The following is a 25,619-nucleotide window of genomic DNA, read 5'->3' as shown; positions in this document are numbered from 1 at the left end:
GCGGGTCGGTCTCCGCACCGCCTGTCCCATTCGTCGCCTCCCCGTGTGTCGTGGTGTGTTCATTGCACACCCGTACAGGCGTCCTGCCGGGTGAATGCTGAAGGTTTCCCGGCACCTGGACCGACGGTACGTCACACTCCTTGCGCCGTCGCACGGTAGCCTCGCCATCAACGTGGTCCGCCCGGACCGCGCCTGTTCCGTCCGGAGGTTCCGGTGACGACTCGTGGAGTTCTGTACGTGCACTCCGCGCCGCGCGCGTTGTGCCCGCACGTCGAGTGGGCCATCGCCGGGGTGCTCGGCACGCGCGTCAGCCTGGACTGGATCCGCCAGCCCGCATCCCCCGGCACCTGGCGCTCGGAGTTCTCCTGGCAGGGCCAGGCCGGCACCGCCTCCAAACTCGCCTCCGCGCTGCGCGGTTGGCAGATGCTGCGCTTCGAGGTCACCTCGGAACCCTGCCCCACCGCCGAGGGCGAGCGCTACAGCTGCACCCCCGACCTGGGCATCTTCCACGCCGTCACCGGCATCCACGGCGACATCCTCATCCCCGAGGACCGCCTGAGGGCCGCCCTGACCCGCTCCCGGACCGAGCAGACCGACCTGGAATCGGAGATCGCCAAACTCCTGGGCAAACCCTGGGACGACGAACTGGAACCCTTCCGCTACGCAGGCGAAGGCGCCCCGGTCCGCTGGCTCCACCAGGTGGTCTAGAGAAGCGCCCCTGCAAGGGGCGCGAGGAACTGCGCGACAAGCCATGACGCGCCCGCACCCGCCCGATCTCCCCGCCAGGGGTCGAAGGGGCGAAGCCCCTTGAGGACGGGACGGGCAGGGGCGGCGGGGGCGAAAGAACTCCCGGCACACCCCCACGGCGCCGCACGGCAAAGGGCCCCCACCCCGCCAGGGGTGAAGGCCCTTCAGACCGACCCCGGTCACACGGACCGGAACGCCAGCACCACGTTGTGCCCACCGAACCCGAACGAGTCGTTCAACGCGGCGATCCGCCCGTCCACGGGCAGCTTCCGCGCCTCCCCACGAACGACGTCCGCGGCCGCCTCGGCCTCGGGGTCGAGGTTCTCGACGTTGATCGTCGGCGGAGCCACCCGGTGGTACAGCGCGAGCACGGTGGCCACGGACTCCACCCCACCCGCCCCGCCCAGCAGGTGCCCCGTCATCGACTTCGTCGCGGAGACCGCGAAGTGGTCCGCGTGGTCCCCGAACACCTTCCGCAGAGCCTTCAGCTCCGCGATGTCACCGGCCGGCGTGGACGTCGCGTGCGCGTTGACGTGCACGATCTCCGCCGGGTCCAGGTCCGTGCGCTCCAGCAGGTTCTGCAGGGCGTGCGAGATGCCCCGCCCCTCCGGTTCCGGCTGCACGATGTCGTGCGCGTCGGCCGAGATCCCCTGACCGACCGCCTCCGCGTAGACCCGCGCACCACGCGCGGCCGCGTGCTCGGCGGACTCCAGGACGATCACGCCCGCGCCCTCACCCATGACGAAGCCGTCCCGGGCGACGTCGTAGGGACGCGACGCGCCCTCGGGGTCGTCGTTGTTCTTGGACATCGCCATCATGTTGCCGAACGCGGCGATCGGCAGCGGGTGGATCGCCGCCTCCGTGCCGCCCGCGACGACGACGTCGGCACGACCGGTGCGGATCATCTCGATGGCGTAGCCGATGGCCTCCGCACCCGACGCGCACGCCGAGACCGGCGTGTGCACACCGGCGCGGGCGCCCACCGCGAGACCCACGTTCGCGGACGGGCCGTTCGGCATCAGCATGGGGACGGTGTGCGGGGAGACACGGCGTACGCCCTTCTCCTTCAGCACGTCGTGCTGGTCCAGCAGGGTCGTCACGCCGCCGATGCCGGAGGCGATGACCGCGCCCAGCCGGTCCGGGTCGACGCTCGGGTCCTCACCGGCCCTGGCTTCGAAACCGGCGTCGGCCCACGCCTCCTTGGCCGCGATCAGCGCGAACTGCGCCGAGCGGTCCAGGCGGCGGGCCTGCGGCCGGGGGATGACCTCGGTGGGCTCCACGGCCACCCGGGCCGCGATACGGACCGCCTGCTCGGCGGCCCACTCCTCGGTGAGGGGCTTGACGCCGGAACGTCCGGCGACCAGGCCCTCCCAGGTCGAGGCTGCGTCGCCACCCAGCGGTGTGGTTGCGCCGATACCGGTGACGACCACGGTGCGATTGGTCGGGCTCATCGGAATTCATTCTCCAACGGATCTACGAGGATTCGTACGGCGCCACCGCCGGGTGGCGGGGCCGGGGTGCCCGGCCCCCGGGCCTCCCGTACCGACGGAAGGCGGACGGAAGGCCCGGCAGGGCTCAGGCCTGGTGCTCGAGGATGTACTTGGTCGCGTCGCCGACCGTCTTGAGGTTCTTGACGTCGTCGTCCGGGATCTTGACGTCGAAGCGCTCTTCGGCGGCGACGACGACCTCGACCATGGACAGCGAGTCGACGTCCAGGTCGTCGGTGAAGGACTTGTCCAGCTCGACGTCCTCGACCGGGATGCCGGCGATCTCGTTCACGATCTCCGCGAGACCGTCGACGATCTCTTTCTCCGTGGCGGCCATGGTGGCGCTCCTTCGTTGTGATTCTCAGAGGATGGGGTGGTGGTGCCTCGCGTACCGGACGCATGATCCGGCACGCAGTGCCTAGGGGAGGGTAACGACCGTAGCGGCGTAGACGAGACCCGCCCCGAAGCCGATGACGAGCGCGGTGTCGCCGCTCTTCGCCTCGCCGGTCGCCAGGAGCCGCTCCATCGCGAGCGGGATCGAGGCGGCCGAGGTGTTGCCGGTGGTGCGGATGTCACGGGCGACCATGACGTGCTCCGGCAGTTTCAGGGTCTTCACCATCGAGTCGATGATCCGCACATTGGCCTGGTGCGGGATGAAGACGTCCAGTTCGTCCGCGGTGATCCCGGCCGCGTCCAGCGCCTGCTGGGCGACCTTCGCCATCTCGAACACGGCCCAGCGGAACACCGCCTGGCCTTCCTGCGTGATCGCGGGGAACTTCTCGACGGTCCCGTCGCGGTAGTCCGTCCACGGCACGGTCTGCTTGATGGTCTCGGACTTGTCGCCCTCCGAGCCCCACACGGTCGGGCCGATCGCGGGCTCCCGGGAGGGGCCGACGACCACCGCGCCCGCGCCGTCACCGAACAGGAAGGCCGTGGCCCGGTCCTCCAGGTCGGTCAGGTCGCTCAGCCGCTCCACGCCGATGACGAGCACGTACTCGGCGGAACCTTCCACCACCATGCCCTTGGCCAGCGTGAGCCCGTAGCCGAAGCCCGCGCAGCCGGCCGAGATGTCGAAGGCGGCGGCCTTGTCCGTGCCCAGCTTGTGGGCGATCTCGGTCGCGACGGCCGGGGTCTGGCTGAAGTGCGAGACGGTCGAGACGACGACGGCGCCGATCTGCGAGGCGTCGATCCCGGCGTCCGCGATCGCCTTGCCGGACGCCTCGATCGACATCGCGGCGACGGTCTCCTCGTCGGACGCCCAGTGCCGGGTCTCGATCCCGGAGCGGGAGCGGATCCACTCGTCGGACGAGTCGATCGTCTCCAGGATCACCTCGTTCGGCACGATCCGGGTGGGCCGGTAGCCGCCCACGCCGAGGATGCGCGCGTACGGGGCGCCCTTGCTGGGCTTGATCTTCGCCATGCGGGTCGGCTCCTTAGGGGCGTCAGGCGTGCTCGGCGACGAGCTCGCGGGCCGCGTCGAGGTCGTCGGGGGTCTTCAGGGCCAGCGTCTTCACACCGGGCAGGGCGCGCTTGGCGAGGCCGGTCAGCGTGCCGCCGGGGCAGACCTCCAGGAGGGCGGTGACGCCGAGCTCCTTGAAGGTCTCCATGCACAGGTCCCAGCGGACCGGGTTGGCGACCTGGCCGACCAGACGCTCGAGCACCTCGGCGCCGGTCGCGACCGCCCCGCCGTCCTTGTTCGACACGTAGGTGACCTTCGGGTCGCCCGGCGTCAGGGCCTCGGCGGCCTTCGCCAGCGTGTCCACGGCGGGACCCATGTGGTGGGTGTGGAAGGCGCCGGCCACCTTGAGCGCGACGACCTTGCGCACGCCCTCGGGCTTGTCCGCCTCCAGCGCGGCGAGCTGCTCCTTGGTGCCGGCCGCGACGATCTGGCCCGCGCCGTTGATGTTGGCCGGGGTCAGACCCAGCTTCTCCAGGTGCGCCACGGTCGTCCGGGGGTCGCCGCCGAGCAGCGCGGCCATACCGGTCTCGGTGATCGCGGCGGCGTCGGCCATGGCCAGACCCCGCTTGCGGACCAGGGAGAGCGCGGCGGTGTCGTCGAGGACGCCCGCGAAGGCGGCGGCGGTGATCTCGCCGACGCTGTGACCGGCGACGGCACCGGGTGCCACGTCTCCGAGTGCGGAGGCGGACAGCAGCCCGGCCGCGACCAGCAGCGGCTGGGCGACGGCCGTGTCACGGATCGCGTCCGCGTCGGCCTTCGTGCCGTAGTGGACGAGGTCGAGTCCGATGGCGTCGGACCACGCGGCGACGCGCTCCCCGGCACCGGGGAGGTCGAGCCATTCAGTCAGAAAGCCGGGAGTCTGGGCACCCTGGCCGGGAGCGACGAGTACGAGCACTCTCACACTCTCTCTTGGGGACGGGCACGGCCGCCCGTGGGGACAAGGACGAAGAACAGGAGGCGGTTTTGTGGGGCCCCGACAAAAGGCTAGGGATGGAGATCGCCGTCGGCCAGACGCCCCAGGATCAGCGCGATCCGCAGCGTGAACGCAGAGCGTACATCGGAGGGTGACCATCCGGTGACGTCAGTCACACGTCGAAGCCGGTAGCGGACGGTGTTGGGGTGAACGAACAGCATTCGCGCCGCGCCTTCGAGACTGCTCGCCTGTTCCAGATAGACACTGAGCGTCTCCAGCAGCGCGGCCCCGGCCTGCTCCAGCGGTCTGTAGATCTCCTCCACCAACTGCTCGCGGGCGGAGGGGTCCGAGGCGATCGCCCGCTCCGGCAGCAGATCGTCCGCCAGCACCGGGCGCGGGGCGTCCTGCCAGGCGGAACACGCCTTGAGTCCCGCCGCGGCGGCCTGCGCGGACCGGGTCGCGGCCAGCAGGTCGGGAACCACCGGGCCGGCGACGACCGGCCCCGCCGCATACGGCCCGATCAGCGACTTCGCGACGCCCAGCGGATTGTCGCTGCCGCCCGCGATCACCACCAGCCGGTCGCCGAGCACCCCGGTCAGCACCTGGAGCTTGGCGTGCCGGGCGGCCCGCCGGATGGCCTCCACGGTCAGCTCGGAGTCCCCGTCGGGCGCGGTGCCCAGCACCACGCACACGTGCTCGGGCGAGTTCCACCCCAGGGCGGCGGCCCGCGACACGGCCCCCTCGTCGGCCTCACCGCTGAGCACCGCGTTCACCACCAGCGACTCCAGCCGCGCGTCCCAGGCACCCCGTGCCTCGGCGGCCTGCGCGTACACCTGGGCGGTGGCGAAGGCGATCTCACGGGCGTACACGAGCAGCGCCTCACGCAGCACGCTCTCGTCGCCGGGCGCCGCCACCTCGTCGATGGCGGACTCCATGACCTCGATGGTGGTGCGCACCATCTCCACGGTCTGCCGCAGCGTGATCGCCCGGGTCAGCTCGCGCGGCGCGGTGCCGAACACGTCGGTGGAGATGGCCTGCGGGGCGTCCGGGCGCCGGAACCACTCGGTGAACGCGGCGATGCCCGCCTGCGCGACCAGGCCGATCCAGGAACGGTTCTCCGGGGGCATGGCCCGGTACCAGGACAGCGTCTCGTCCATCCGCGCGATCGCCTGCGCGGCGAGACTGCCGGACGACTTCTCCAGCCGCTTCAGCGTCGCGGCATGCGGATGGGCGGGGCGTGCGGCGGCTTCGTTGGTACTGGTTTCTGGTTCGGGCACGGGGACAAGACTGCCTTATCGGTACGGCCGCGCGTGTCGCCGGGTCTACGGTGGACGACGTGATGGACGTACGGCGCGCGCACGAGCGCTACCAGGGCGGCGATCCGGCGACCGGGATCGAGACGTGGCACGCCTTCTCCTTCGGCCCCCACTACGACCCGGACAACCTGCGCTTCGGCGCGGTGATCGCCTGCAACGAGGAGCACCTCGCCCCCGGCGCCGGCTTCGACGAGCACCCGCACAGCCACACCGAGATCGTGACGTGGGTGGTGGAGGGCGAGCTGACCCACCGCGACTCCACGGGCGAGGAGACGGTGATCCGCCCCGGCGACGTGCAGCGCCTGAGCGCCGCGTCGGGCGTCCGCCACGTGGAACGCAACGCGGGTGACCGCCCCCTCACCTTCCTCCAGATGTGGCTGGCGCCGCTGGAACCCGGCGGCGACCCGCACTACGAGGTCGTCCCCGGCATAGCGGACTCCACCCCGTACGCCCTTCCGGAGGCGGGCGCGATGCTCCACGTACGCCGGCTGACGGCGGGCGAACGCACGGCCGTCCCCGACGCCGCGTACGTGTACGCCCATGTCGTCCGCGGCCGTCTCCGCCTGGACGACGAGGAACTGGGCCCGGGCGACGCGGCCCGCATCACGGACGCCAAGGACGTCGAGGCGGTCGCCGTGGGCCCGGCGGCGGAGCTGCTGCTGTGGGAGATGCGGGGCTGACCGGGGCGACCGGCCGGTGGGTCGCGACGGCGACGACCCGTACGGGGTCCTGTGGGCCCTCCCCGCGAAGGACCAGCCGCCGACGGGCGGGTGCCGGCACGGGGAGCCGGGGCCGTCCGGTGGTCGTGGGGGCCGCCGGACGGTGCGCGGGGCTCAGCCGCGCAGTTCCGCCAGCACCGCGTCGGTGAACGGCGGCCACGCCTCGACCGCCCAGGGGCCGAAGGCGCGGTCCGTCAGGGCCACGCAGGCCACACCCGCGTCGGGGTCGGTCCACAGGAACGTGCCCGACTGGCCGAAGTGGCCGAAGGTGCGCGGCGAGGACGACGCGCCCGTCCAGTGCGGGGACTTGGAGTCACGGATCTCGAAGCCCAGGCCCCAGTCGTTGGGGTTCTGGTGGCCGTAGCCCGGCAGGACGCCCTTGGTGCCGGGGTACTGGACCGTCATCGCCGCGGCGACCGTGCGCGGGTCGAGGAGGCGCGGGGCCTGCACCTCGGCGGCGAAGCGCAGCAGGTCGGCCACCGTGGAGACGGCGTCCTTGGCGGGGGAGCCCTCCAACGAGGTTCCGGTCATGCCCAGCGGCTCCAGCACCGCCTGCCGCAGGTACTCCGCGAACGGGATCTCCGTCGCCTTCGCGACGTGGTCGCCGAGCTGCTCGAAACCGGCGTTGGAGTACAGCCGCCGCTCACCCGGTGCCGAGGTCACCTTGTGCTCGTCGAAGGCCAGCCCCGAGGTGTGTGCGAGCAGGTGCCGGACCGTCGAGCCCTCCGGGCCCGCCGGTTCGTCCAGCTCGATCGCGCCCTCCTCGTACGCCACGAGCACCGCGTACGCCGCCAGCGGCTTGGTGACCGAGGCCAGCGGGAAGCGGTGCCCGGTCGGGCCGTGCGTGCCCAGGACGGTGCCGTCCGCCCGTACGACACCCGCCGCGGCGGTGGGAACCGGCCAGTTCTCGATCAACGCGAGGCTCTTCAGCGACATGCCGTCGAGCCTAAGCGCTCAGAGGGCCGGCTCCGGCAAGGGGTCCGGTTCGGGCCCGGAGCCCCTCGCGACGCACGACGGCTCGGCCCGCGCGGACGCGGTGGGACGGACCCGCCGGGCGCCGCGCTCGCGGAACCACGCCGGCAGCGCCTCCACGTCGGACAGGGGCATCGGGGCGATCACCACCCGGCGCGGACGCAGGACTTCCTCCGCGTCCCCCGGCGTACAGGGGGGCATGACCGTACGCCAATCGGCCACCCGCCCCCGCGCCCCGTCCGTTTCCCGCCTTCACCGCTTGCTTGGAGTGCACTCCAGCGTTCTAGCGTGGTGGCCATGACGGTGACGGAGACGGAGACCACCACAGGGACCGGCGCGGACCCCTGCGCCGGCCCGCCGCAGGGGGATCGGCGGCCGGACGGCGCGGACAGGTACACGATCAGCGAGGTCGTCGCCCTCACCGGGCTGACGGCGCACACCCTGCGCTGGTACGAGCGCATCGGGCTGATGCCGCACATCGACCGGTCCCACACCGGCCAGCGGCGCTACAGCAACCGTGACCTCGACTGGCTCGCCCTCGTCGGCAAGCTCCGCCTGACCGGGATGCCGGTCGCGGACATGGTGCGGTACGCGGAACTGGTCCGCGCGGGCGATCACACGTACACCGAGCGTTTCGAACTGCTGCAGCAGACCCGCGAGGACGTACTGTCCCGGATCGCCGAACTCCAGGGCACGCTCGCCGTGCTCGACCGGAAGATCGATTTCTACGCGGACGCCGGGCGCGCCCTGGCGTCGGAGAGGACACGATGACCAACGGCAGGATCGGCACGGCGGCACTGGGCGAGGGCGGCCCCGAGGTGGGCGTGCAGGGCCTCGGCTGCATGGGCATGAGCTTCGCCTACGGGCCCGCGGACGCGGACGCCTCCCGGGCGACCCTGGAGCGGGCCCTGGAGCTCGGCGTCACGCTGTACGACACGGCGGACGCGTACGGCGCGGGGGACAACGAGCGGTTCCTCGCCCCGTTCTTCACGGCGCACCGGGACGAGGTGGTCGTCGCCACCAAGTTCGCCCTGTCGATCCCGCCGGAGGACCCGACCCGGCGGATCATCCGCAACGACGCGCCGTACATCCGCGAGGCCGTCGAGGCGAGCCTGAAGCGCCTGGACGTCGACGTGATCGACCTCTACTACATGCACCGGCGCGATGTGAACGTGCCGATCGAGGAGACCGTCGGCGTCATGGCCGAGCTGGTGCGCGAGGGCAAGGTCAAGCAGCTCGGTCTGAGCGAGGTCACGGCCGACGAACTGCGCGCCGCGCACGGGGTGCACCCGATCGCCGCCGTGCAGTCGGAGTGGTCGCTGTTCAGCCGGGACATCGAGGCGAAGGTCGTACCCGCCGCGCGTGAACTGGGCGTGACCCTGGTCCCGTACTCCCCGCTCGGCCGTGGCTTCCTGACCGGCTCCTTCGCCGACGCCGACCAGGACCTGACGGCCGACGACTTCCGCCGCCGGATGCCCCGCTTCACGGGCGCCAACGCGGCGGCCAACGCGGCGCTGCTGGAACCGGTCCGCTCGGTGGCCGAGGCCCACGACGCCACCCCGGGCCAGATCGCCCTGGCCTGGGTCCACCAGCGGTCGGAGGTCCACGGCCTCCCGGTCGTCCCCATCCCGGGCACCCGCAAGCCGGCCCGGGTGGAGGAGAACACGGCGGCGACGCACATCACCCTGACGCAGGAGGAACTGGCCCTGCTGGAGCCCATCGCGGCCAAGGTGACGGGCACCCGCTACGCGGACATGAGCTTCACCTCTGCGGGAAGGGAGTAGGGCAACACCCCCCAGGGGCGCGGAGCCGTACCGATGTGCGGCTCCGCCGCGCGGGCGCGACCGGCCACGGACGACCCGAGGCGAAGAACGACCGCCCCCGGCAGAGGCAAGGAACGACCGCCCCCGGCAGACGCTAGAGCTCCGCGAGCAACTCCGCCTTCTTCGAGGAGAACTCCTCGTCCGTCACCAGCCCCGCCTGATGCAACTCCCCGAGATGCCGGATCCGCTCGGCGATGTCCGCGGGGTCACGGCGCGCCCGCGCCGTGGATACCGCCGGCACCGGCGCGCAGTTCCGCACCGCCGCCAGCACGGCCGCCGCGAACGGCAACGACTCGTGCACGGGCCCGTACCCCAGTCCGAACACCACGGCGGCCGGATCCTGGTCGGCCTGCGCCGGCGGGGCCCCCGCGTCCCGCCGCAGCAACCGCAGGTGCCCCTCGAACACCTCCGGCGACCGCCACTCCACCCCGCTCAACTCGCCCACCGGGAACCGCTGGTCCCCGGCCTTCCACTTCGCCGACGACGCCCCCGTCCAGAACCACCGGAACGCCACCGCCGTACCGTCGAAGGTCGCCTTCCCGTCGTACGCCTTGAACTGCAGCGGCACCTCGGGGGCGGCCACCAGATGGCGTTCGGCGGGGCCGGACTCGGTGAGCTGCGCGCGCAGTTCGTCGGCGTAGTACTCGGCGAGCGTCTCGCGTTCGGCGGGCAGCACCAGCCGGTAGGGGTCGCTGCTCTCCTTCAACTGCCCGGAGGCGGCCTCCATCAGCGGATCGGCACCGGGCCGGAGCTCGATCCGCAGGACCACCGTCCCGCGCTTCCCGGGCGCGAGGGTGACCCCCTCGATCGCCTCCAGCGGAACACGCCGCTCGCCGAGCGCCTGGAACAGCTTGGGTGTTCGAATCCCCCGTTCGTAACGGATGAGCACGGAGTCGGACCCGAACTCCCAGGCGGCATGAAATCCGGCCAGTACGTCACCCATGCGGCTCATCGTATGCGGCACGAGCTTCTCCGTCCCTTCCCCACGCATACCGCAGTATCTCCGCCTCTACGCGCGTCCGGTAGTGGTCGTACCGGACAAACCCGTCCGGCAGAGGTCGTCCTCGCCCGCACAGGACACCGCGCGGTATGCGCCAACACCGATCTCGGCGAAGTTCCGCAGACTGTCCGTGCCCGGTTCGAAGTACCCGGCGTGGCCCTCGGCCTCCCGTGCCGACAGCACCCGCGCGCCGAATTCCGCGGCCACCGGGTCGGCCCCGTGGCCCAGACCGCCCAGCTCCAGGTACGGCACGTCCTGGATCCAGTCGTCGGCGTCCCGCATCGCCCACACCCGGGCGGTGGTGTGCAGTTGGGCGGCGTTCTCGACCCGCATGCCGGGGCTGCCGGCCACCGCGATGTCGGACACCCGCTCCGGCAGGGCGTGCGCGGCGATCCCGCACACCACGGAGCCGTAGCTGTGGCAGAACAGCGAGACCGGGGCGATCCCGGGCAGTCCGCGCACCAGCGCCTCCAGCCGCACCGCGCCGTCCTCGGCGCGCATCGCCGTGGCCGCGTCCATGCCGAGCCCGTGGGGGGCCGTGTAGTCGGCCCAGGCGATCACGGCCGTACGGGTCGTGGGATCGGCGGCGCGCTCCGCCGCGTACAGGGACTTCGCCATGCCGACGGGGGCCGAGTGCGCGCGGTTCGTGCGCTGGAAGGTGAGCAGGTCGGTGTCGGCACCGGGGACGACGACCGAGACCCGCTCGGCCCTGCGCAGGTCGCCGAAGACCTCGGCGACCCGGCCGGAGCCCGACGGGTCGAAGGCGAGGATGTGCCGGCCGGGACGCATCAGCGCCTCGAAGCGGTCCATCCGGCGTGCCGCCTGCCGCTGGCCCGAGGCGGTGAGACGGCTGTCGTGCACACGTTCGAGTTCGACCTTGCGGGCCTGCTCCAGCGCGATGCGGTTGGCCTGGTAGCGCAGTTGGACCGGTGCGCCGTTCATGTTGCCGACCGCGAGCGGATAGCGGCGGGCGAGACTCGCGCGCTGCCCCACGGTGAGGGAGGCGAAGAACCGGGTCAGCCGCGCGGGCGCCGCGTCCGGGTCCGGCAGCCGGTGGCCGGCCATCCGGCCGTGCTCCCACGCGTTGAGCGACGCCTGGAGCGGAGCGGGGTGGCGCTGATGGCGCAGTGCCGTCCAGCCCGTGGTCGCCAGCATCACGAAAACGACGGCGAGCGCGAGCAGCATGCGCCAGACGTTCAGTTGCGGGGAGGTGTCGAAGGAAGTCACTGAAAGGACACACTAGGAGAACGGGAGGGTCTCGCGTGAACCAAGTGACCGGGATCACGTTTCGTTGTGCCGGTTCAGGGATCAATCCGTACGCCAGTTCTCCGCGAGCGCCGGTCCCACGTGGTCCAGACAGGTCGTCATCAGGTCCCGCATGGCCGCCGCGCTGAAGTCGTCCCCGGCGGACCAGCGCCGCTCCGCCACCCGGATCACCCCGCCGAACGCGGCCACCAGGATCCTCGGCCGGGGGTCGGCGTCCACGTCGAGCCCCTCGCGCTCGGCGATGATGCGCGCCAGCTCCTCCTCCAGCTCCGTGGCGCGCCGCAGATGGGCGGCGAGCAGGGCGGGCGTCGACTCGATCACCCGGTAGACGCGCATGTGCAGTTCCAGGGGGACGAGCTGTTCGACGGCCTCGTTGATGCCGTCCCAGCTGTCCAGCACGGCCCGGCGCAGCACCTCCAGCGGCGCCTCGCCCGGCGGGCGTCCGCGTACGGCCCCGATGACGTGCGACTCCGCGAGCCGGGGGACGAAGAACGCCACCTCCTCCTTGCTCGCGAAGTAGCGGAAGAAGGTGCGCTGCGAGACGTCGACGGCCGCGGCGATGTCGTCGACGGTCGTCCCCTCGTACCCGCGCGTGGCGATCAGCTCCAGCGCGGCCCGCACCAACGCGTCCCGCGTGCGCTGCTTCTTGCGCTCCCGCAGACCCGGCCGCGGCAGCGCGCCCACGGCGGTCCCGACCGTCCCCATTGCTCCTCCTCGAACCGTTTCCGCAGTTCAGGCTATATGCAGATGTCCTGTCAGCGACCGACTAGTGAATTGGTTTGTCAACTGTCAGCGGCTGACATTAATGTCCGACGTATGACTAGTCAGACCACCATCGACAAGACGGGGCCGGGGGACGGCACGCCGGCCGCCCCGTCGGACGGGACCCCGGGCAAGGGGCTGCGCGGGCACCCCTGGTTCACCCTCATCACCGTCGCCGTGGGCGTCATGATGGTGGCCCTCGACGGCACCATCGTGGCCATCGCGAACCCGGCCATCGGCGACGACCTGGGCGCCTCGCTGTCGGAGCTCCAGTGGATCACCAACGCCTACTTCCTCGCCCTCGCGGTCTGCCTGATCACCGCGGGCAAGCTCGGTGACCGCTTCGGCCACCGCCAGACCTTCCTCATCGGTGTCGTCGGCTTCGCCGCCGCGTCGGGGGCCATCGGTCTGTCCGACAGCATCGCGCTGGTCGTCACCTTCCGTGTCTTCCAGGGCCTGTTCGGTGCCCTGCTGATGCCGGCCGCGCTCGGCCTGCTGCGGGCCACCTTCCCGGCCGAGAAGCTCAACATGGCGATCGGCATCTGGGGCATGGTCATCGGTGCCTCCACCGCGGGCGGCCCGATCCTCGGTGGTGTCCTCGTCGAGCACGTCAACTGGCAGTCGGTGTTCTTCATCAACGTGCCGGTCGGCGTCCTCGCCCTCGTGCTCGGCGTGTGGATCCTGCTCGACCACCGCGCGGAGAACGCCCCGCGCTCCTTCGACCTGCTCGGCATAGCCCTGCTCTCCGGTGCGATGTTCTGCCTCGTGTGGGCCCTGATCAAGGCCCCCGAGTGGGGCTGGGGCGACGTCCAGACCTGGTCGTTCATCGTCGGCTCGTTCGCCGGTTTCGGGGCCTTCGCCTTCTGGGAGACGAAGGTGAAGGAACCGCTGATCCCGCTGGCGCTGTTCCGTTCCGTCCCGCTGTCCGCGGGTGTCGTGCTGATGGTCCTGATGGCCATCGCCTTCATGGGCGGCCTGTTCTTCGTCACCTTCTACCTGCAGAACGTGCACGGCATGAGCCCGATCGACGCCGGTCTGCACCTGCTGCCGCTCACCGGCATGATGATCGTCGGATCGCCGCTGGCCGGAGTGATGATCACCAAGGTCGGCCCGCGCATCCCGCTCGCCGGCGGCATGGCGTTCACCGCGCTCGCCATGTACGGCATGTCCACGCTGGAGACGGACACCGGCAGCGGCGTGATGTCGCTCTGGTTCGCCCTGCTGGGCCTCGGCCTCGCGCCGGTCATGGTCGGCGCCACCGAGGTCATCGTCGGCAACGCGCCGCTCGAGCTCTCCGGTGTCGCCGGCGGTCTCCAGCAGGCCGCCATGCAGATCGGCGGCAGCCTCGGTACGGCCGTGCTCGGCGCCGTGATGGCCTCCAAGGTGGACAGCGACCTCGAGGGCAACTGGGCGAAGGCCGGGCTTCCGCCGCTCACCCCGGAACAGGCCGATCAGGCTTCCGAGGCCGTGCAGGTCGGTGCGGCTCCGGTGGCCGAGGGCACCCCGGCGCAGATCGCCGCGAAGATCACCGACGTCGCCCACGACACCTTCATCTCCGGCATGAGCCTGGCGTCCCTGGTCGCCGCCGGGGTCGCCGCGGTGGCGGTGCTGGTCGCCTTCCTCACCAAGCGCGGTGAGAACGCGGAGGCGGGCGCGGGCGTCGGCCACATCTGAATTCACCGCGGAAGCGGGGGTACCCGCCATATCAGCCAACCCTTCAGGGAGTTGATGATGGCGAGCTTCGGACACGGAACGCGCAGGCACCCCCGCACACGTGGCCGGACGTGGTCACGGTCCGGGCCGGATCGCGCGACGCTCGGGATCATCGGAACCATCTGCGCGGTCGCCGGTTTCTTCGTGCTGGGGATCGTCCTCGGCCCGGTGGCGATCGTCTGCGGGTGGCTGGCCATGGGCCGTAGCTGGACGGGTTCCCGTTCGGTGCCGGCCCTGGTCGCCCTCGTCCTGGGCGCCATCGACACGCTCCTGGCCGTCGTCTTCCTGGCCGGAGCGACCACGTCGGGCTATTCGGTGTTCTGACGTGTCGTCATAGGGGTGGGCCCCCGGCGAAACGCCGGGGCCCACCCCTATGACGACACAGCCGGGAGCGGGGGAGGGCGGGTACGACCGCCCTCCCCCGTCCGAGCCCTACGCGTCGCCTCCCGCCGCCCCGGGATCGGCCGCGGCCACGTCCAGCAACTGGTACCGGTCGATCGCCTGCTTCAGCACCGACCGGTCCACGTGTCCCTCCCGCGCCAGCTCCGTCAGCACCGCCACCACGATCGACTGCGCGTCGATGTGGAAGAACCGCCGCGCCGCCCCCCGCGTGTCCGCGAACCCGAACCCGTCCGCGCCCAGCGACTGGTACGTCCCCGGCACCCACCGCGCGATCTGGTCCGGCACCGACCGCATCCAGTCGGACACCGCCACCACCGGCCCCTGCGCCGCCGCGAGCTTCCGCGTCACGTACGGGGTGCGCTGCTCCTCCTCCGGGTGCAGCAGGTTGTGCCGCTCGCAGTCCACCGCCTCGCGCCGCAGCTCGTTCCAGGAGGTCGCCGACCAGACGTCGGCCCTGACGTTCCACTCCTCCGCGAGGATCCTCTGCGCCTCGATCGCCCACGGCAGCGCGACCCCGGACGCCAGGATCTGCGCCGGGAGCGAGCCCGCCGTGCCCTCGCTGAAGCGGTAGAGGCCCTTGACGATGCCCTCCGCGTCGACGTTCTCGGGCTCGGCGGGGTGCTGGATCGGCTCGTTGTACACCGTCAGGTAGTAGAAGACGTCCTCGCCGTGCGGGTGCTCCTCGTCGGAGCCGTACATCCGGCGCAGCCCGTCCCGCACGATGTGCGCGATCTCGAACCCGAACGCCGGGTCGTACGCGACGCACGCCGGGTTCGTGGACGCCAGCAGCTGCGAGTGGCCGTCCGCGTGCTGGAGACCCTCACCGGTCAGCGTCGTGCGCCCCGCGGTCGCGCCCAGGACAAAACCGCGCGCCATCTGGTCGGCCATCTGCCAGAACTGGTCACCGGTGCGCTGGAAACCGAACATCGAGTAGAAGACGTACACCGGGATGAGCGGCTCGCCGTGCGTGGCGTACGCCGATCCCGCCGCGATCAGCGAGGCCGTGCAGCCGGCCTCGGAGATGCCGTCGTGCAGCATCTGCCCGTTCGGCGCCTCCTTGTAGGCGAGCAGCAGCTCCCGGTCCACCGACTCGTACTGCTGGCCGAGCGGGTTGTAGATCTTCGCGCTCGGGAAGAACGAGTCCATGCCGAACGTACGGTACTCGTCCGGCGCGATCAGTACGAAGCGCTTGCCGATCTCCTTGTCCCGCATGAGGTCCTTGAGGAGACGGACGAAGGCCATGGTCGTCGCGATGGACTGCTGGCCCGACCCCTTCTTCACGGTCGCGTACGTCTTCTCCTCGGGCAGTCGCAGCGGCTTCGACCGCACCACCCGCGTCGGCACGTATCCGCCGAGCGACTTGCGGCGGTCGTGCATGTACTGCATCTCCTCCGTGTCCGGCCCCGGGTGGTAGTAGGGCGGCAGGCCGGACTCGAGGTCCTTGTCGGAGATCGGCAGGTGCAGCCGGTCCCGGAAGTGCTTGAGGTCGTCGACCGTCAGCTTCTTCATCTGGTGCGTGGCGTTGCGGCCCTCGAAGTTCGGGCCCAGCGTCCAGCCCTTGACCGTCTTCGCCAGGATCACCGTCGGCTGGCCCTTGTGCTCGGCCGCCGCCTTGTACGCCGCGTAGATCTTGCGGTGGTCGTGGCCGCCGCGCCCCAGGTGCAGGATCTGGTCGTCGGTCATGCCTTCGACCATCGCGCGCAGCCGGTGGTCGTCGCCGAAGAAGTGGTCGCGGATGTACGCGCCCGACTCGGTGGCGTACGTCTGGAACTGGCCGTCCGGCGTGGTGTTCATCTTGTTGACCAGCACGCCGTCGCGGTCCTGCGCGAGCAGCGGGTCCCAGGTGCGGTCCCAGATCAGCTTGATCACGTTCCAGCCGGCGCCCCGGAAGACCGACTCCAGCTCCTGGATGATCTTGCCGTTGCCACGCACCGGGCCGTCGAGCCGCTGCAGGTTGCAGTTGACGACGAAGGTCAGGTTGTCCAGGCCCTCGCGCGCGGCGAGGGTGAGCTGGCCCAGTGACTCCGGCTCGTCCATCTCGCCGTCGCCGAGGAACGCCCACACGCGCGAGCGCGAGGTGTCCGCGATGCCGCGCGCGTGCATGTAGCGGTTCATCCGCGCCTGGTAGATCGCGCCGATCGGACCGAGGCCCATCGACACGGTCGGGAACTCCCAGAAGTCCGGCATCAGCCGCGGGTGCGGGTACGACGACAGGGTGTACGGCGCCTTCGACTTCTCCTGGCGGAAGCCGTCCAGGTGCCGCTCGCTCAGCCGGTCCAGCAGGTACGCGCGGGCGTAGATGCCGGGGGAGGCGTGTCCCTGGAAGAAGACCTGGTCGCCGCCGTCGCCCTCGTCCTTGCCGCGGAAGAAGTGGTTGAAGCCCACGTCGTACAGCGACGCGGAGGAGGCGAAGGTGGCGATGTGGCCGCCGACCCCGATGCCCGGCCGCTGCGCGCGGGAGACCATCACCGCGGCGTTCCAGCGGGTGGCGTTGAGGATCTTGCGCTCGATCTCCTCGTTGCCCGGGAAGAACGGCTCGGCGCGGGTCGGGATCGTGTTGACGTAGTCCGTGCTGCGCATCTCGGGCACGGCCACGCGCTTGGCGCGGGCACGTTCGATCAGCCGCAGCATCAGGTAGCGGGCCCGCTCCCGGCCGCGCTCGTCGACCGCGGCGTCGAGGGAGTCGAGCCACTCCTGGGTTTCCTCGGGGTCGAAGTCAGGAACCTGACTCGGAAGGCCGCCAATGATGATCGGGTTGCGATCGGATGCGGAAGCCACGCTGTTCCTTACCTGTCAGAGGGCCGGGAGACGGGCCGCTGTTTTTCGCCGGTACGGCCCGGATTGCGCCGCTCCCCATGGTCCACCTCGGGGCCGTCGGCGTCATCTCTACCGGGAGGTAATCCGGAGTCGGGACCAGTACGGTGTCCATGGGGCTCGTCCATTCGAGTCTTCGTACACATAGACGGTTCCCAAAGGGCCAAACGGGGCACAAAGGTGTGGTGTGCGTCACTTCAGGCCATGATGGTGTGCCTGGAGTTGCGGTGACCCGGCCAGGATCGTCACCGTTTCGGCGGTCTGCACGGCCGGGTACTTGCGCGATCCGTCCCGCCCGTGTGGACTACGGCCAATGCTTCGCGCACGCGCGTGGCTGAGTTATTCCCAAGACATGATCAGGAGGCAACCCGTGAGCGCGACCGCGGACCACGCGGAGGAGCGGACGAACCCTGCCGCCAGGCTGGGGTTCCAGCCCGGGCAGGTGGTCCAGGAGATCGGCTACGACGACGACGTCGACCAGGAGCTCCGCGAGGCCATCGAGGGCGTCATCGAGAGCGACCTCGTCGACGAGGACTACGACGACGTGGCTGACGCCGTTGTGCTGTGGTTCCGCGACGACGACGGCGACCTGACGGATGCGCTGGTGGATGCCACCACGTACATCGAAGAGGGCGGTGCGATCCTGCTTCTCACGCCGAAGACGGGCCGTTCGGGCTACGTGGAGCCGAGCGACATCTCGGAGGCGGCCACCACGGCGGGCCTGACGGCGGCCAAGAGCGTCAGTGTGGGCAAGGACTGGAGCGGCAGCCGGCTGGCGACGCCGAAGGCGGCCAAGTCCAAGCGGTGAACCACCCCCGGACGGGCCGGTCGCGTCACGCGTCGGCCCGTCCGTCGGCCTGTCGTGCTCCCTGCGTAGGGTGGCCGGAGCGAACCACCCCGAAGGGATGAACACGACGATGACGATCCAGGTCGGCGACAAGGCCCCCGACTTCGAACTCAAGGACAACCACGGGGCGACCGTGAAGCTGTCCGACTTCCGCGGGCGGAAGAACGTGGTGGTGCTCTTCTACCCGTTCGCCTTCACCGGTGTGTGCACCGGCGAGCTGTGCGAGGTCCGCGACCGGCTGCCGCAGTTCTCCGACCGCGACACCCAGGTGCTCGCCGTCTCCAACGACTCCATCCACACCCTGCGCGTCTTCGCCGAGCAGGAGGACCTGGAGTACCCCCTGCTCAGCGACTTCTGGCCGCACGGCGACGTCTCGCGCGCGTACGGCGTCTTCGACGAGGACAAGGGGTGCGCGGTGCGCGGGACGTTCATCATCGACAAGGAGGGCGTCGTGCGCTGGACCGTCGTCAACGCCCTGCCGGACGCCCGTGACCTGAACGAGTACGTCAAGGCGCTCGACGCCCTGTAGTCACGTCAAAGCGCTCGACGGTCACGTCAAAGCGCTCGACACCCGTGGATCCGGCCCGACACCCTGTGATTCTTCGGCCGCCGGGCCTGCGGCGGCCGGGAACCCGTCACTAGGATCGGATCGTTGATCCGACATCCGACGCACTACGGGGCACCCCGCCCCAGGACACCAATGGAGGACTCGTGGGAGTCAGCCTCAGCAAGGGCGGCAACGTATCGCTGACCAAGGAGGCGCCGGGCCTGACCGCGGTCATCGTCGGTCTGGGGTGGGACATCCGCACCACGACCGGTACCGACTTCGACCTCGACGCCAGCGCCCTGCTGCTGAACAGCAGCGGCAAGGTCGCCAGTGACGCGCACTTCATCTTCTTCAACAACCTGAAGAGCCCGGACGGCTCGGTCGAGCACACCGGTGACAACCTCACCGGTGAGGGCGAGGGCGACGACGAGCAGATCAAGATCAACCTCGCCGGGGTCCCCGCCGACATCGAGAAGATCGTCTTCCCCGTCTCCATCTACGACGCCGAGAACCGCCAGCAGTCCTTCGGCCAGGTGCGCAACGCGTTCATCCGCGTCGTCAACCAGGCCGGCGAGGCCGAGATCGCCCGTTACGACCTGAGCGAGGACGCCTCCACCGAGACCGCCATGGTCTTCGGTGAGCTGTACCGGCACGGCGCGGAGTGGAAGTTCCGCGCCATCGGCCAGGGCTACGCCTCGGGCCTGCGCGGCATCGCGCAGGACTTCGGGGTGAACGTCTGAGAGGCACCGCAGGGCGGCCACGCCCGAACCCGGCCGCCTTCCGCGGCCGCACCGCCCGGCGCCGCACGGTTTACGTGCGGCGCCGGACGCGCAGTACCACCTGAGGAACATCACCACCCGGGGAGGGACCAGCATCATGGGCGTCACGCTTGCCAAAGGGGGCAACGTCTCCCTGTCCAAGGCCGCACCCAACCTCACGCAGGTCATGATCGGGCTCGGCTGGGACGCGCGCTCCACCACCGGAGCCGACTTCGACCTCGACGCCAGCGCGCTGATGTGCAGCGGCGGCCGGGTCATGGGGGACGAGTGGTTCGTCTTCTACAACCAGCTCAAGAGCCCGGACGGCTCGGTGGAGCACACCGGTGACAACCTCACCGGTGAGGGCGACGGGGACGACGAGTCCCTGCTGGTCGACCTCCCCAAGGTGCCGGCTCAGTGCGACAAGATCGTCTTTCCGGTCTCCATCCACATGGCCGACGAGCGCGGCCAGACCTTCGGCCAGGTCAGCAATGCCTTCATCCGCGTGGTGAACCAGGCGGACGGCCAGGAACTCGCCCGTTACGACCTGAGCGAGGACGCGTCCACCGAAACCGCGATGATCTTCGGCGAGCTCTACCGCTATCAGGGCGAGTGGAAGTTCCGTGCCGTGGGACAGGGGTACGCGTCGGGGCTGCGGGGCATCGCTCTAGACTTCGGAGTCAACGTTTCGTAAAGCCGATCACGGCAGCGGGGGAGACCCGTTAACACACCTGGGGTAGCCAGTGGTTCTGAAAACCTTCGGCTGGTCGTTCGCGGTCACCGCGCTCGGCCTGGTCGCAGCGATCCTCTTCGGGGGGTGGACCGCCTTCGGAATCGTGGCGATCCTCTCGATCCTCGAGATCTCGCTGTCCTTCGACAACGCGGTGGTCAACGCCGGCATCCTGAAGAAGATGAATGCCTTCTGGCAGAAGATCTTCCTCACCATCGGCATTCTGATCGCCGTCTTCGGCATGCGGCTGGTCTTCCCCGTCGTGATCGTCGCGGTCAGCGCGCAGCTCGGCCCGATCGAGGCGGTCGATCTCGCGCTCAGCGACAAGGACCGTTACCAGGAGCTCGTCACCGACGCCCACCCGGCGATCGCCGCGTTCGGTGGCATGTTCCTGCTGATGATCTTCCTGGACTTCATCTTCGAGGACCGCGACATCAAGTGGCTGGGCTGGCTGGAGCGGCCGCTGGCCAAGCTGGGCAAGGTCGACATGCTGTCGGTCTGCATCGCCCTGGTCATCCTGCTGATCTCCGCCATGACCTTCGCCACCCACGCCCACCAGCACGGCGGCACGCACGTCGACAAGGCCGAGACGGTCCTGCTGTCCGGCATCGCGGGCCTGATCACCTACATGATCGTGGGCGGTCTGTCCGGCTACTTCGAGGACAAGCTCGAAGAGGAGGAGGAGCACGAGCACGAGGAGGAGGAGAAGGCCGCCCGCGAGGGCAAGCCCCGCACGGTGGTGGCCATGGCCGGCAAGGCCGCCTTCTTCATGTTCCTCTACCTGGAGGTCCTGGACGCCTCCTTCTCCTTCGACGGCGTCATCGGCGCCTTCGCCATCACCAACGACATCGTCCTGATGGCCCTCGGCCTGGGCATCGGCGCCATGTACGTGCGGTCCCTGACCGTCTACCTGGTCCGCCAGGGCACCCTGGACGAGTACGTCTACCTGGAGCACGGCGCGCACTACGCCATCGGCGCCCTGGCGCTGATCCTGCTCGTCACCATCCAGTACGAGATCCCCGAACTCATCACCGGCTCCATCGGCGTCATCCTGATCGGCGCCTCCTTCTGGTCCTCCGTACGCCGCAACAAGCGGCTCGCGGCGGCCGAGGGGAACGCCGGCGACAAGACTGAGGTCACCTCCGGGGTGTGACAGCCCTCCGGGTGAGGAACGCTCTCGACGGGGCGGCCACCGAGGACCACTCCTCGGTGGCCGCCCCGTCGGCCGTCCGGGAGTCCCGGCGGCCCGAGCGGGGTTCGGCGACTTGACTTGGGGCGGGAATGGGTTTCCTGGACGGACTGTGGCGCGGACGTGAGAGCGCCTTCGACTCGGGCAGCGCTGCCAGCAACGCCATCGAGCTGACCAAACGGCACGGTCAGGTGTCCCTGACCAAACAGGGCGCGGCCACCGGCCACCTGCGGATCAACCTGAGCTGGCGGATGCGGACCTCCGACTTCGGCGGCTCCCAGCGGGAGAGCCTGCTGCGCCACCCCCTCAAGGCGCTCAAACCGCCGGAGGTCGTCGGCCACAGCCAGTCCATGGTCAACGTCGACCTCGACCTGGGGTGTCTGTACGAGCTCCAGGACGGCACCAAGGGCGTGGTCCAGCCCCTCGGCGGCTTCCTCGGCGACGTCAACGCCGCGCCGTACGTCAAGCTCAGCGGCGACGACCGGTTCGGGTCCGGCTCGGGCGAGACCATGTACGTCAACCTGGACCACCGCGAGAACATCAAGCGCCTGCTGGTCTTCGCCTACATCTACGACCAGACGCCCGCGTTCGACCGCACGCACGCCATGGTCACGCTCTACCCCAGCAACGGCCCGCGGATCGAGATCGGCCTCGACGAACGCCACCCCCAGGCCCGCTCCTGCGCGGTGGTGATGATCGAGAACGTCAAGAACGAGATCCTCGTCCGCCGCGAGGTGAAGTTCGTGTACGGGTTCCAGGCCGAGCTGGACCGGCTGTACGGGTGGGGGCTCCAGTGGGGGAGGGGCTTCAAGACGAAGGCCGTCCACTGAGAAGCCCCTGATCGCACGGGTGCCGGCCCGTCAGCGCCCGATGAACTGCGGACCCTGCGGCGGGAGCCGGAAGTCCGGGTCGGGGGAGGCGGCGGCCGGCGGCGGGAAACCGTACCCGCCCGGCGCCCCCGCGGCGGCCGTGGCGGGCGCCGGAGGGTATCCGTAGGCGGGCTGACTGGTCGGCTGGGGATAGCCGTAGGCCGGCTGTGTGGCCGCGGGCTGCTGCGGCGGATAGCCGTACGCGGGCTGCGCGGGCACCCCCGCCGGCTGCTCGGGCGGCAGCGGCCGGGACACCTCGGGCGCCGGCGGGACGAGCGGTGCCTGCGGCTGCGTGAGAGCCTCGGAGGAGGTCCGGTCGGAGGCCGGTACGTGCGCCGTCGGGGGCGGAAGCTGGGTGACGTCCGAGGGATCGGGCTCCTGCGCGGCCTCCGACTCGTCCACCGAGATGCCGAAGTCGGTCGCCAGACCCTTCAGGCCGTTCGAATAGCCCTCGCCGAGCGCCCGGAACTTCCAGCCCTCACCGCGCCGGTACAGCTCACCGCAGATCAGCGCGGTCTCCTCGCCGGTCTCCGGCTTGATGTCGAAATACGCCAGCGCGTCCCCGTCGGCGGCCTGCGCGTCGTACAGCAGGATGCGCAGGTCCCGTACGCGGTCGAAGGCGACGCCGTCCGCCGACGCGACGAGCAGAATCCGGCCGACACCGGACTCGACACCGGCCAGATCCGTCTGGATCGTGTCGGTCAGGCCCTCGGCGACACGCTTCTTGCCGAGCCGCCACACCTGCCCGGCAGGGTGCCGTGGCTGGTTGTAGAAGACGAAGTCCTCGTCGGAGCGCACACGACCGTCGGAACCGAGGAGCAGCGCGGAGGCGTCGATGTCCGGCACCCCCTGCCCGGGCGACCAGCGCAGCACGGCACGTACCGTGGTGGCCTCGAGAGGGACGTTCGACCCCTTGAGCATCGCGTGCGTCATGCGGTCATCCTGCCTTCTCCGTCCTGGTCACGACAACGCGGGGGTCGGGGGTGACACAGTGGGGTTACCTGAAGTTCATGCCCCGGGGGAACCGCCGACATGGATCGCTACGTACTATTACCGGCCACCTTCCGACATTCCACAGATTCCATGGATTCCAGAGAGGCCACGGGGGAGTTCAATGCGTCATTTCGGGCACATCGCCCCTGCGGTGCGGAAACGTCTCTTCTACCGGGAGCCCGGCGAGTTCACGCCGGATTCCCCGGCCCGGCTGCTCTCCGCGGCCCTCGGCGCCACGCTCTACAGCCCCGCGACCCGGCCCCGGCTCGCCGACGACGTCGTCAAGCAGGGCGGAAACGGTGTGGTCTCCATGGTGCTGTGCCTGGAGGACTCCATCAGCGACGCCGACGTGCCGGCCGGTGAGGAGAACCTCGTACGGCATTTCGCCGACCTGGCCGGGCGGCCCGGGGCGGATCTGCCGCTGCTGTTCATCCGGGTCCGCACCCCCGAACAGATCCCCGACATCGTCCGCCGCCTCGGCCCCTCCGTCGCGCTGCTGTCCGGATTCGTACTGCCGAAGTTCACCGCGGAACGCGGCCTGCCGTTCCTGGAGGCGCTGGCCACCGCCGAGGCCGAAAGCGGCCACCGGCTCTTCGCCATGCCCGTGCTGGAGTCGCCCGAGCTGCTCTACCGCGAATCCCGCGTCGAGACCCTCGAAGGCATCTTCCGCGCCGTCGACAAGTACCGCGACCGCGTGCTCGCACTGCGCCTCGGCGTGACCGACTTCTGCTCCTCCTACGGGCTGCGCAGAGGCCCCGACATGACGGCGTACGACATCCAGGTCGTCGCCTCCGTGATCTCCGACGTGGTGAACATGCTGGCCCGGGCCGACGGCACCGGATTCACCGTGACGGGACCGGTCTGGGAGTACTTCCGGGTCCAGGAACGCATGTTCAAGCCACTCCTGCGGCAGAGCCCCTTCCACGAGGTGCAGGCCGTGGCACTGCGCGAGAAGCTGATCGAACACGCCATGGACGGCCTGCTGCGCGAGATCTCCCTCGACCGGGCCAACGGCCTGCTGGGCAAGACCTGCATCCACCCCTCGCACGTACTCCCCGTGCACGCGCTGTCCGTCGTCAGCCACGAGGAGTTCAGCGACGCCCAGGACATCCTCCGGCCGGAACGCGGCGGCGGGGGTGTACTCAGGTCGGCCTACACGAACAAGATGAACGAGGTGAAACCCCACCGCGCCTGGGCCGAGCGGACCCTGCTGCGCGCCGAGGTCTTCGGCGTCACCAACGAGGACATCGGCTTCGTGGAACTGCTCGCGGCGGGCCTGGCCGAGTGACCGAGACGGAGAAGACTGTGAACGAGGGGATGCGCCGGCCGGTGCGTCACGGACCCCGGGCCGGCGAGGACATATGGTCCGGCAGCTGGGTCACGGAGCGGCTCGGCGTCGAACTGGCCGGGGACGAGAGCCTGCCCGGTCTGCTGGGACTGGCGTTGCGCCGCAACCCCAAGCGGGCCCACCTGCTGGTCTCCAACGTCCTCGGCAAGCACGTCCCCCAGTCCCCGTCCGTCGTGTACGGCCACGGCGTCGCGCTCGGCCGCCGGGTGCGGGAGCTGCTGGGTGACTCGGCGGAGGACGCGGTCGTCCTGGGTTATGCGGAGACCGCGACCGGTCTCGGCCACTCCGTCGCCGACGGCCTGGGCGTCGCCCCCTACCTGCACTCCACCCGCCGCCCGGTCGTGGGGACCGCCACGGCCGGCGGCTTCGAGGAGTCCCACTCCCACGCCACGTCCCACCTGCTGCTCCCGGAGGACCCGTCCCTGCTGGCCGGGGACGGCCCACTGGTCCTGGTCGACGACGAGTTCTCCACGGGGAACACGGTGCTGAACACCGTCCGGGACCTTCATGCGCGGTATCCGCGGGGGCGCTATGTCGTGGTCGCCCTCGTCGACATGCGGTCGCCCACCGACACCGGCCGCCTGGACGAGTTCGCCCGCGAGATCGGGGCACGCATCGACCTGGTGACGACCGCGTCGGGCACGGTGCGGTTGCCTGACGGCGTCCTGGAGAAGGGCCAGTCCCTGGTGGCGCGGTACGAGGGTGCCGCGGGGGGCGGCCGGGCGTCCGCCGGCCCGTCGGGGCCGGTCGCGCAGTTCCCCACGCCCCCGGGGAGTGGGGCCGATCGTCGGCTTCCGGGCTCGGGGGACGGACATCTCCCACAGGGGACGCGAGGCGTGGTCGAATCCGCGGCCACCGCGGCGTGGGCGCGACCGGCCGCATCCGGCCCGCACCCGGCCGACGGCCCCGGCCGAGCCACGCGAGTGGACCTGCGCTGGCCGGACG

General features: G+C 70.5%; 26 protein-coding genes. 14 read left to right on the top strand and 12 right to left on the bottom strand.

The window, feature by feature from the left end; translation table 11 throughout:
* Nucleotides 1–213 precede the first annotated feature (213 nt).
* The gene (locus B7767_RS05710) at nt 214–708 is read left to right on the top strand and encodes a DUF3145 domain-containing protein (protein WP_085571159.1); all 495 of its coding nucleotides are present in this window, start codon (nt 214–216) and stop codon (nt 706–708) included.
* A 218-nt stretch (nt 709–926) separates the two neighbouring features.
* On the opposite strand, the gene fabF is transcribed toward B7767_RS05710, so the two are convergent.
* From fabF to fasR, 5 genes are all read right to left on the bottom strand, one after another.
* Nucleotides 927–2,198 (bottom strand): beta-ketoacyl-ACP synthase II, encoded by a 1,272-nt coding sequence (gene fabF, locus B7767_RS05705; RefSeq protein ID WP_085571158.1) that lies wholly within the window; start codon nt 2,196–2,198, stop codon nt 927–929.
* A gap of 124 nt (nt 2,199–2,322) precedes the next feature.
* Complete coding sequence (locus B7767_RS05700) at nt 2,323–2,571, bottom strand: acyl carrier protein (protein WP_085571157.1); 249 nt, start codon at nt 2,569–2,571, stop codon at nt 2,323–2,325.
* An 81-nt stretch (nt 2,572–2,652) separates the two neighbouring features.
* On the bottom strand, nt 2,653–3,654 hold the full coding sequence (locus B7767_RS05695; RefSeq protein ID WP_085571156.1) for a ketoacyl-ACP synthase III: 1,002 nt from the start codon (nt 3,652–3,654) through the stop codon (nt 2,653–2,655).
* Nucleotides 3,655–3,676: 22 nt separating this feature from the next.
* On the bottom strand, nt 3,677–4,588 hold the full coding sequence (locus B7767_RS05690; RefSeq protein WP_085571155.1) for an ACP S-malonyltransferase: 912 nt from the start codon (nt 4,586–4,588) through the stop codon (nt 3,677–3,679).
* An 89-nt stretch (nt 4,589–4,677) separates the two neighbouring features.
* Complete coding sequence (gene fasR, locus B7767_RS05685; protein ID WP_085571154.1) at nt 4,678–5,883, bottom strand: fatty acid biosynthesis transcriptional regulator FasR; 1,206 nt, start codon at nt 5,881–5,883, stop codon at nt 4,678–4,680.
* 62 nt (nt 5,884–5,945) lie between these two features.
* Here fasR and B7767_RS05680 point away from each other — a divergent pair, with 62 nt between their 5' ends.
* Nucleotides 5,946–6,602, top strand: a complete 657-nt coding sequence (locus tag B7767_RS05680; RefSeq protein ID WP_179167039.1) for a pirin family protein — start codon at nt 5,946–5,948, stop codon at nt 6,600–6,602.
* Nucleotides 6,603–6,755: 153 nt separating this feature from the next.
* Here the strand turns inward: B7767_RS05680 and B7767_RS05675 are convergent, their stop codons facing one another.
* Nucleotides 6,756–7,577, bottom strand: coding sequence for a serine hydrolase (locus B7767_RS05675; protein ID WP_085571153.1), 822 nt, complete (start codon nt 7,575–7,577; stop codon nt 6,756–6,758).
* Between the two features lie 18 nt (nt 7,578–7,595).
* Nucleotides 7,596–7,814, bottom strand: a complete 219-nt coding sequence (locus B7767_RS44400; protein WP_179167038.1) for a hypothetical protein — start codon at nt 7,812–7,814, stop codon at nt 7,596–7,598.
* A 96-nt stretch (nt 7,815–7,910) separates the two neighbouring features.
* Between B7767_RS44400 and B7767_RS05670 the strand changes: the two genes are divergently transcribed.
* Nucleotides 7,911–8,384 (top strand): MerR family transcriptional regulator, encoded by a 474-nt coding sequence (locus B7767_RS05670; RefSeq protein WP_085571152.1) that lies wholly within the window; start codon nt 7,911–7,913, stop codon nt 8,382–8,384.
* Nucleotides 8,381–9,397, top strand: coding sequence for an aldo/keto reductase (locus tag B7767_RS05665; RefSeq protein WP_085571151.1), 1,017 nt, complete (start codon nt 8,381–8,383; stop codon nt 9,395–9,397). Before B7767_RS05670 ends, B7767_RS05665 begins: the two co-directional genes overlap by 4 nt.
* Before the next feature lie 133 nt (nt 9,398–9,530).
* Here the strand turns inward: B7767_RS05665 and B7767_RS05660 are convergent, their stop codons facing one another.
* From B7767_RS05660 to B7767_RS05650, 3 genes are all read right to left on the bottom strand, one after another.
* Nucleotides 9,531–10,379 (bottom strand): DUF4429 domain-containing protein, encoded by an 849-nt coding sequence (locus tag B7767_RS05660; protein ID WP_085571150.1) that lies wholly within the window; start codon nt 10,377–10,379, stop codon nt 9,531–9,533.
* Between the two features lie 66 nt (nt 10,380–10,445).
* Complete coding sequence (locus B7767_RS05655) at nt 10,446–11,663, bottom strand: alpha/beta hydrolase (RefSeq protein WP_085571149.1); 1,218 nt, start codon at nt 11,661–11,663, stop codon at nt 10,446–10,448.
* Nucleotides 11,664–11,744: 81 nt separating this feature from the next.
* Entirely contained in the window at nt 11,745–12,407 is a 663-nt protein-coding gene (locus tag B7767_RS05650) for a TetR family transcriptional regulator (RefSeq protein WP_085571148.1), read from the bottom strand.
* A gap of 111 nt (nt 12,408–12,518) precedes the next feature.
* Here B7767_RS05650 and B7767_RS05645 point away from each other — a divergent pair, with 111 nt between their 5' ends.
* Nucleotides 12,519–14,138, top strand: coding sequence for an MFS transporter (locus B7767_RS05645; RefSeq protein WP_085571147.1), 1,620 nt, complete (start codon nt 12,519–12,521; stop codon nt 14,136–14,138).
* A gap of 54 nt (nt 14,139–14,192) precedes the next feature.
* On the top strand, nt 14,193–14,501 hold the full coding sequence (locus tag B7767_RS05640) for a small hydrophobic protein (RefSeq protein ID WP_085571146.1): 309 nt from the start codon (nt 14,193–14,195) through the stop codon (nt 14,499–14,501).
* Between the two features lie 108 nt (nt 14,502–14,609).
* Here the strand turns inward: B7767_RS05640 and aceE are convergent, their stop codons facing one another.
* On the bottom strand, nt 14,610–17,357 hold the full coding sequence (gene aceE, locus B7767_RS05635) for a pyruvate dehydrogenase (acetyl-transferring), homodimeric type (protein ID WP_085571145.1): 2,748 nt from the start codon (nt 17,355–17,357) through the stop codon (nt 14,610–14,612).
* Between the two features lie 406 nt (nt 17,358–17,763).
* On the opposite strand from aceE, the gene B7767_RS05630 reads away from it, so the two are divergent.
* From B7767_RS05630 to B7767_RS05605, 6 genes are all read left to right on the top strand, one after another.
* Nucleotides 17,764–18,201: a DUF3052 domain-containing protein gene (locus tag B7767_RS05630; protein ID WP_030218400.1), complete on the top strand. Its 438-nt coding sequence runs from the start codon at nt 17,764–17,766 to the stop codon at nt 18,199–18,201.
* Nucleotides 18,202–18,310: 109 nt separating this feature from the next.
* On the top strand, nt 18,311–18,769 hold the full coding sequence (locus B7767_RS05625) for a peroxiredoxin (RefSeq protein ID WP_085571160.1): 459 nt from the start codon (nt 18,311–18,313) through the stop codon (nt 18,767–18,769).
* A gap of 182 nt (nt 18,770–18,951) precedes the next feature.
* Nucleotides 18,952–19,527, top strand: coding sequence for a calcium homeostasis/redox stress adaptation protein (locus B7767_RS05620; RefSeq protein WP_030859518.1), 576 nt, complete (start codon nt 18,952–18,954; stop codon nt 19,525–19,527).
* 136 nt (nt 19,528–19,663) lie between these two features.
* Nucleotides 19,664–20,239 (top strand): TerD family protein, encoded by a 576-nt coding sequence (locus B7767_RS05615; RefSeq protein WP_073935772.1) that lies wholly within the window; start codon nt 19,664–19,666, stop codon nt 20,237–20,239.
* A 49-nt stretch (nt 20,240–20,288) separates the two neighbouring features.
* A complete protein-coding gene (locus B7767_RS05610; protein ID WP_085571144.1) occupies nt 20,289–21,428 on the top strand; it encodes a DUF475 domain-containing protein in 1,140 nt (379 codons plus the stop codon).
* 128 nt (nt 21,429–21,556) lie between these two features.
* Nucleotides 21,557–22,294 (top strand): Tellurium resistance, encoded by a 738-nt coding sequence (locus tag B7767_RS05605; protein ID WP_085571143.1) that lies wholly within the window; start codon nt 21,557–21,559, stop codon nt 22,292–22,294.
* 30 nt (nt 22,295–22,324) lie between these two features.
* Here B7767_RS05605 and B7767_RS05600 read toward each other — a convergent pair whose 3' ends face one another.
* Complete coding sequence (locus B7767_RS05600) at nt 22,325–23,266, bottom strand: TerD family protein (protein ID WP_085571142.1); 942 nt, start codon at nt 23,264–23,266, stop codon at nt 22,325–22,327.
* 181 nt (nt 23,267–23,447) lie between these two features.
* Between B7767_RS05600 and B7767_RS05595 the strand changes: the two genes are divergently transcribed.
* Both B7767_RS05595 and B7767_RS05590 read left to right on the top strand, forming a co-directional pair.
* A complete protein-coding gene (locus B7767_RS05595) occupies nt 23,448–24,614 on the top strand; it encodes an HpcH/HpaI aldolase/citrate lyase family protein (protein WP_085571141.1) in 1,167 nt (388 codons plus the stop codon).
* A 29-nt stretch (nt 24,615–24,643) separates the two neighbouring features.
* Nucleotides 24,644–25,619: phosphoribosyltransferase domain-containing protein (locus B7767_RS05590; RefSeq protein WP_256923331.1), on the top strand; the 976-nt coding region annotated here is incomplete at its 3' end.

It is taken from the genome of Streptomyces sp. 13-12-16 (assembly GCF_002114215.1).
Taxonomy (GTDB): Bacteria; Actinomycetota; Actinomycetes; order Streptomycetales; family Streptomycetaceae; genus Streptomyces.
Note: the sequence above shows the minus strand (reverse complement) of the source record. Positions and strands in the feature narration are given on the sequence as shown.

What these genes read in the sequence shown, in the direction of transcription:
- B7767_RS05605 (WP_085571143.1), top strand. Translation starts at nt 21,557, where the DNA reads ATGGGTTTCCTGGACGGACTGTGGCGCGGACGTGAGAGCGCCTTCGAC.
- B7767_RS05650 (WP_085571148.1), bottom strand. Translation starts at nt 12,407, where the DNA reads ATGGGGACGGTCGGGACCGCCGTGGGCGCGCTGCCGCGGCCGGGTCTG.
- B7767_RS05640 (WP_085571146.1), top strand. Translation starts at nt 14,193, where the DNA reads ATGATGGCGAGCTTCGGACACGGAACGCGCAGGCACCCCCGCACACGT.
- B7767_RS05615 (WP_073935772.1), top strand. Translation starts at nt 19,664, where the DNA reads ATGGGCGTCACGCTTGCCAAAGGGGGCAACGTCTCCCTGTCCAAGGCC.
- B7767_RS05660 (WP_085571150.1), bottom strand. Translation starts at nt 10,379, where the DNA reads ATGGGTGACGTACTGGCCGGATTTCATGCCGCCTGGGAGTTCGGGTCC.
- B7767_RS05645 (WP_085571147.1), top strand. Translation starts at nt 12,519, where the DNA reads ATGACTAGTCAGACCACCATCGACAAGACGGGGCCGGGGGACGGCACG.
- fabF (WP_085571158.1), bottom strand. Translation starts at nt 2,198, where the DNA reads ATGAGCCCGACCAATCGCACCGTGGTCGTCACCGGTATCGGCGCAACC.
- B7767_RS05625 (WP_085571160.1), top strand. Translation starts at nt 18,311, where the DNA reads ATGACGATCCAGGTCGGCGACAAGGCCCCCGACTTCGAACTCAAGGAC.
- B7767_RS05700 (WP_085571157.1), bottom strand. Translation starts at nt 2,571, where the DNA reads ATGGCCGCCACGGAGAAAGAGATCGTCGACGGTCTCGCGGAGATCGTG.
- B7767_RS05600 (WP_085571142.1), bottom strand. Translation starts at nt 23,266, where the DNA reads ATGACGCACGCGATGCTCAAGGGGTCGAACGTCCCTCTCGAGGCCACC.
- B7767_RS05670 (WP_085571152.1), top strand. Translation starts at nt 7,911, where the DNA reads ATGACGGTGACGGAGACGGAGACCACCACAGGGACCGGCGCGGACCCC.
- B7767_RS05595 (WP_085571141.1), top strand. Translation starts at nt 23,448, where the DNA reads ATGCGTCATTTCGGGCACATCGCCCCTGCGGTGCGGAAACGTCTCTTC.
- B7767_RS05665 (WP_085571151.1), top strand. Translation starts at nt 8,381, where the DNA reads ATGACCAACGGCAGGATCGGCACGGCGGCACTGGGCGAGGGCGGCCCC.
- B7767_RS05675 (WP_085571153.1), bottom strand. Translation starts at nt 7,577, where the DNA reads ATGTCGCTGAAGAGCCTCGCGTTGATCGAGAACTGGCCGGTTCCCACC.
- B7767_RS05680 (WP_179167039.1), top strand. Translation starts at nt 5,946, where the DNA reads ATGGACGTACGGCGCGCGCACGAGCGCTACCAGGGCGGCGATCCGGCG.
- B7767_RS05695 (WP_085571156.1), bottom strand. Translation starts at nt 3,654, where the DNA reads ATGGCGAAGATCAAGCCCAGCAAGGGCGCCCCGTACGCGCGCATCCTC.
- B7767_RS44400 (WP_179167038.1), bottom strand. Translation starts at nt 7,814, where the DNA reads ATGCCCCCCTGTACGCCGGGGGACGCGGAGGAAGTCCTGCGTCCGCGC.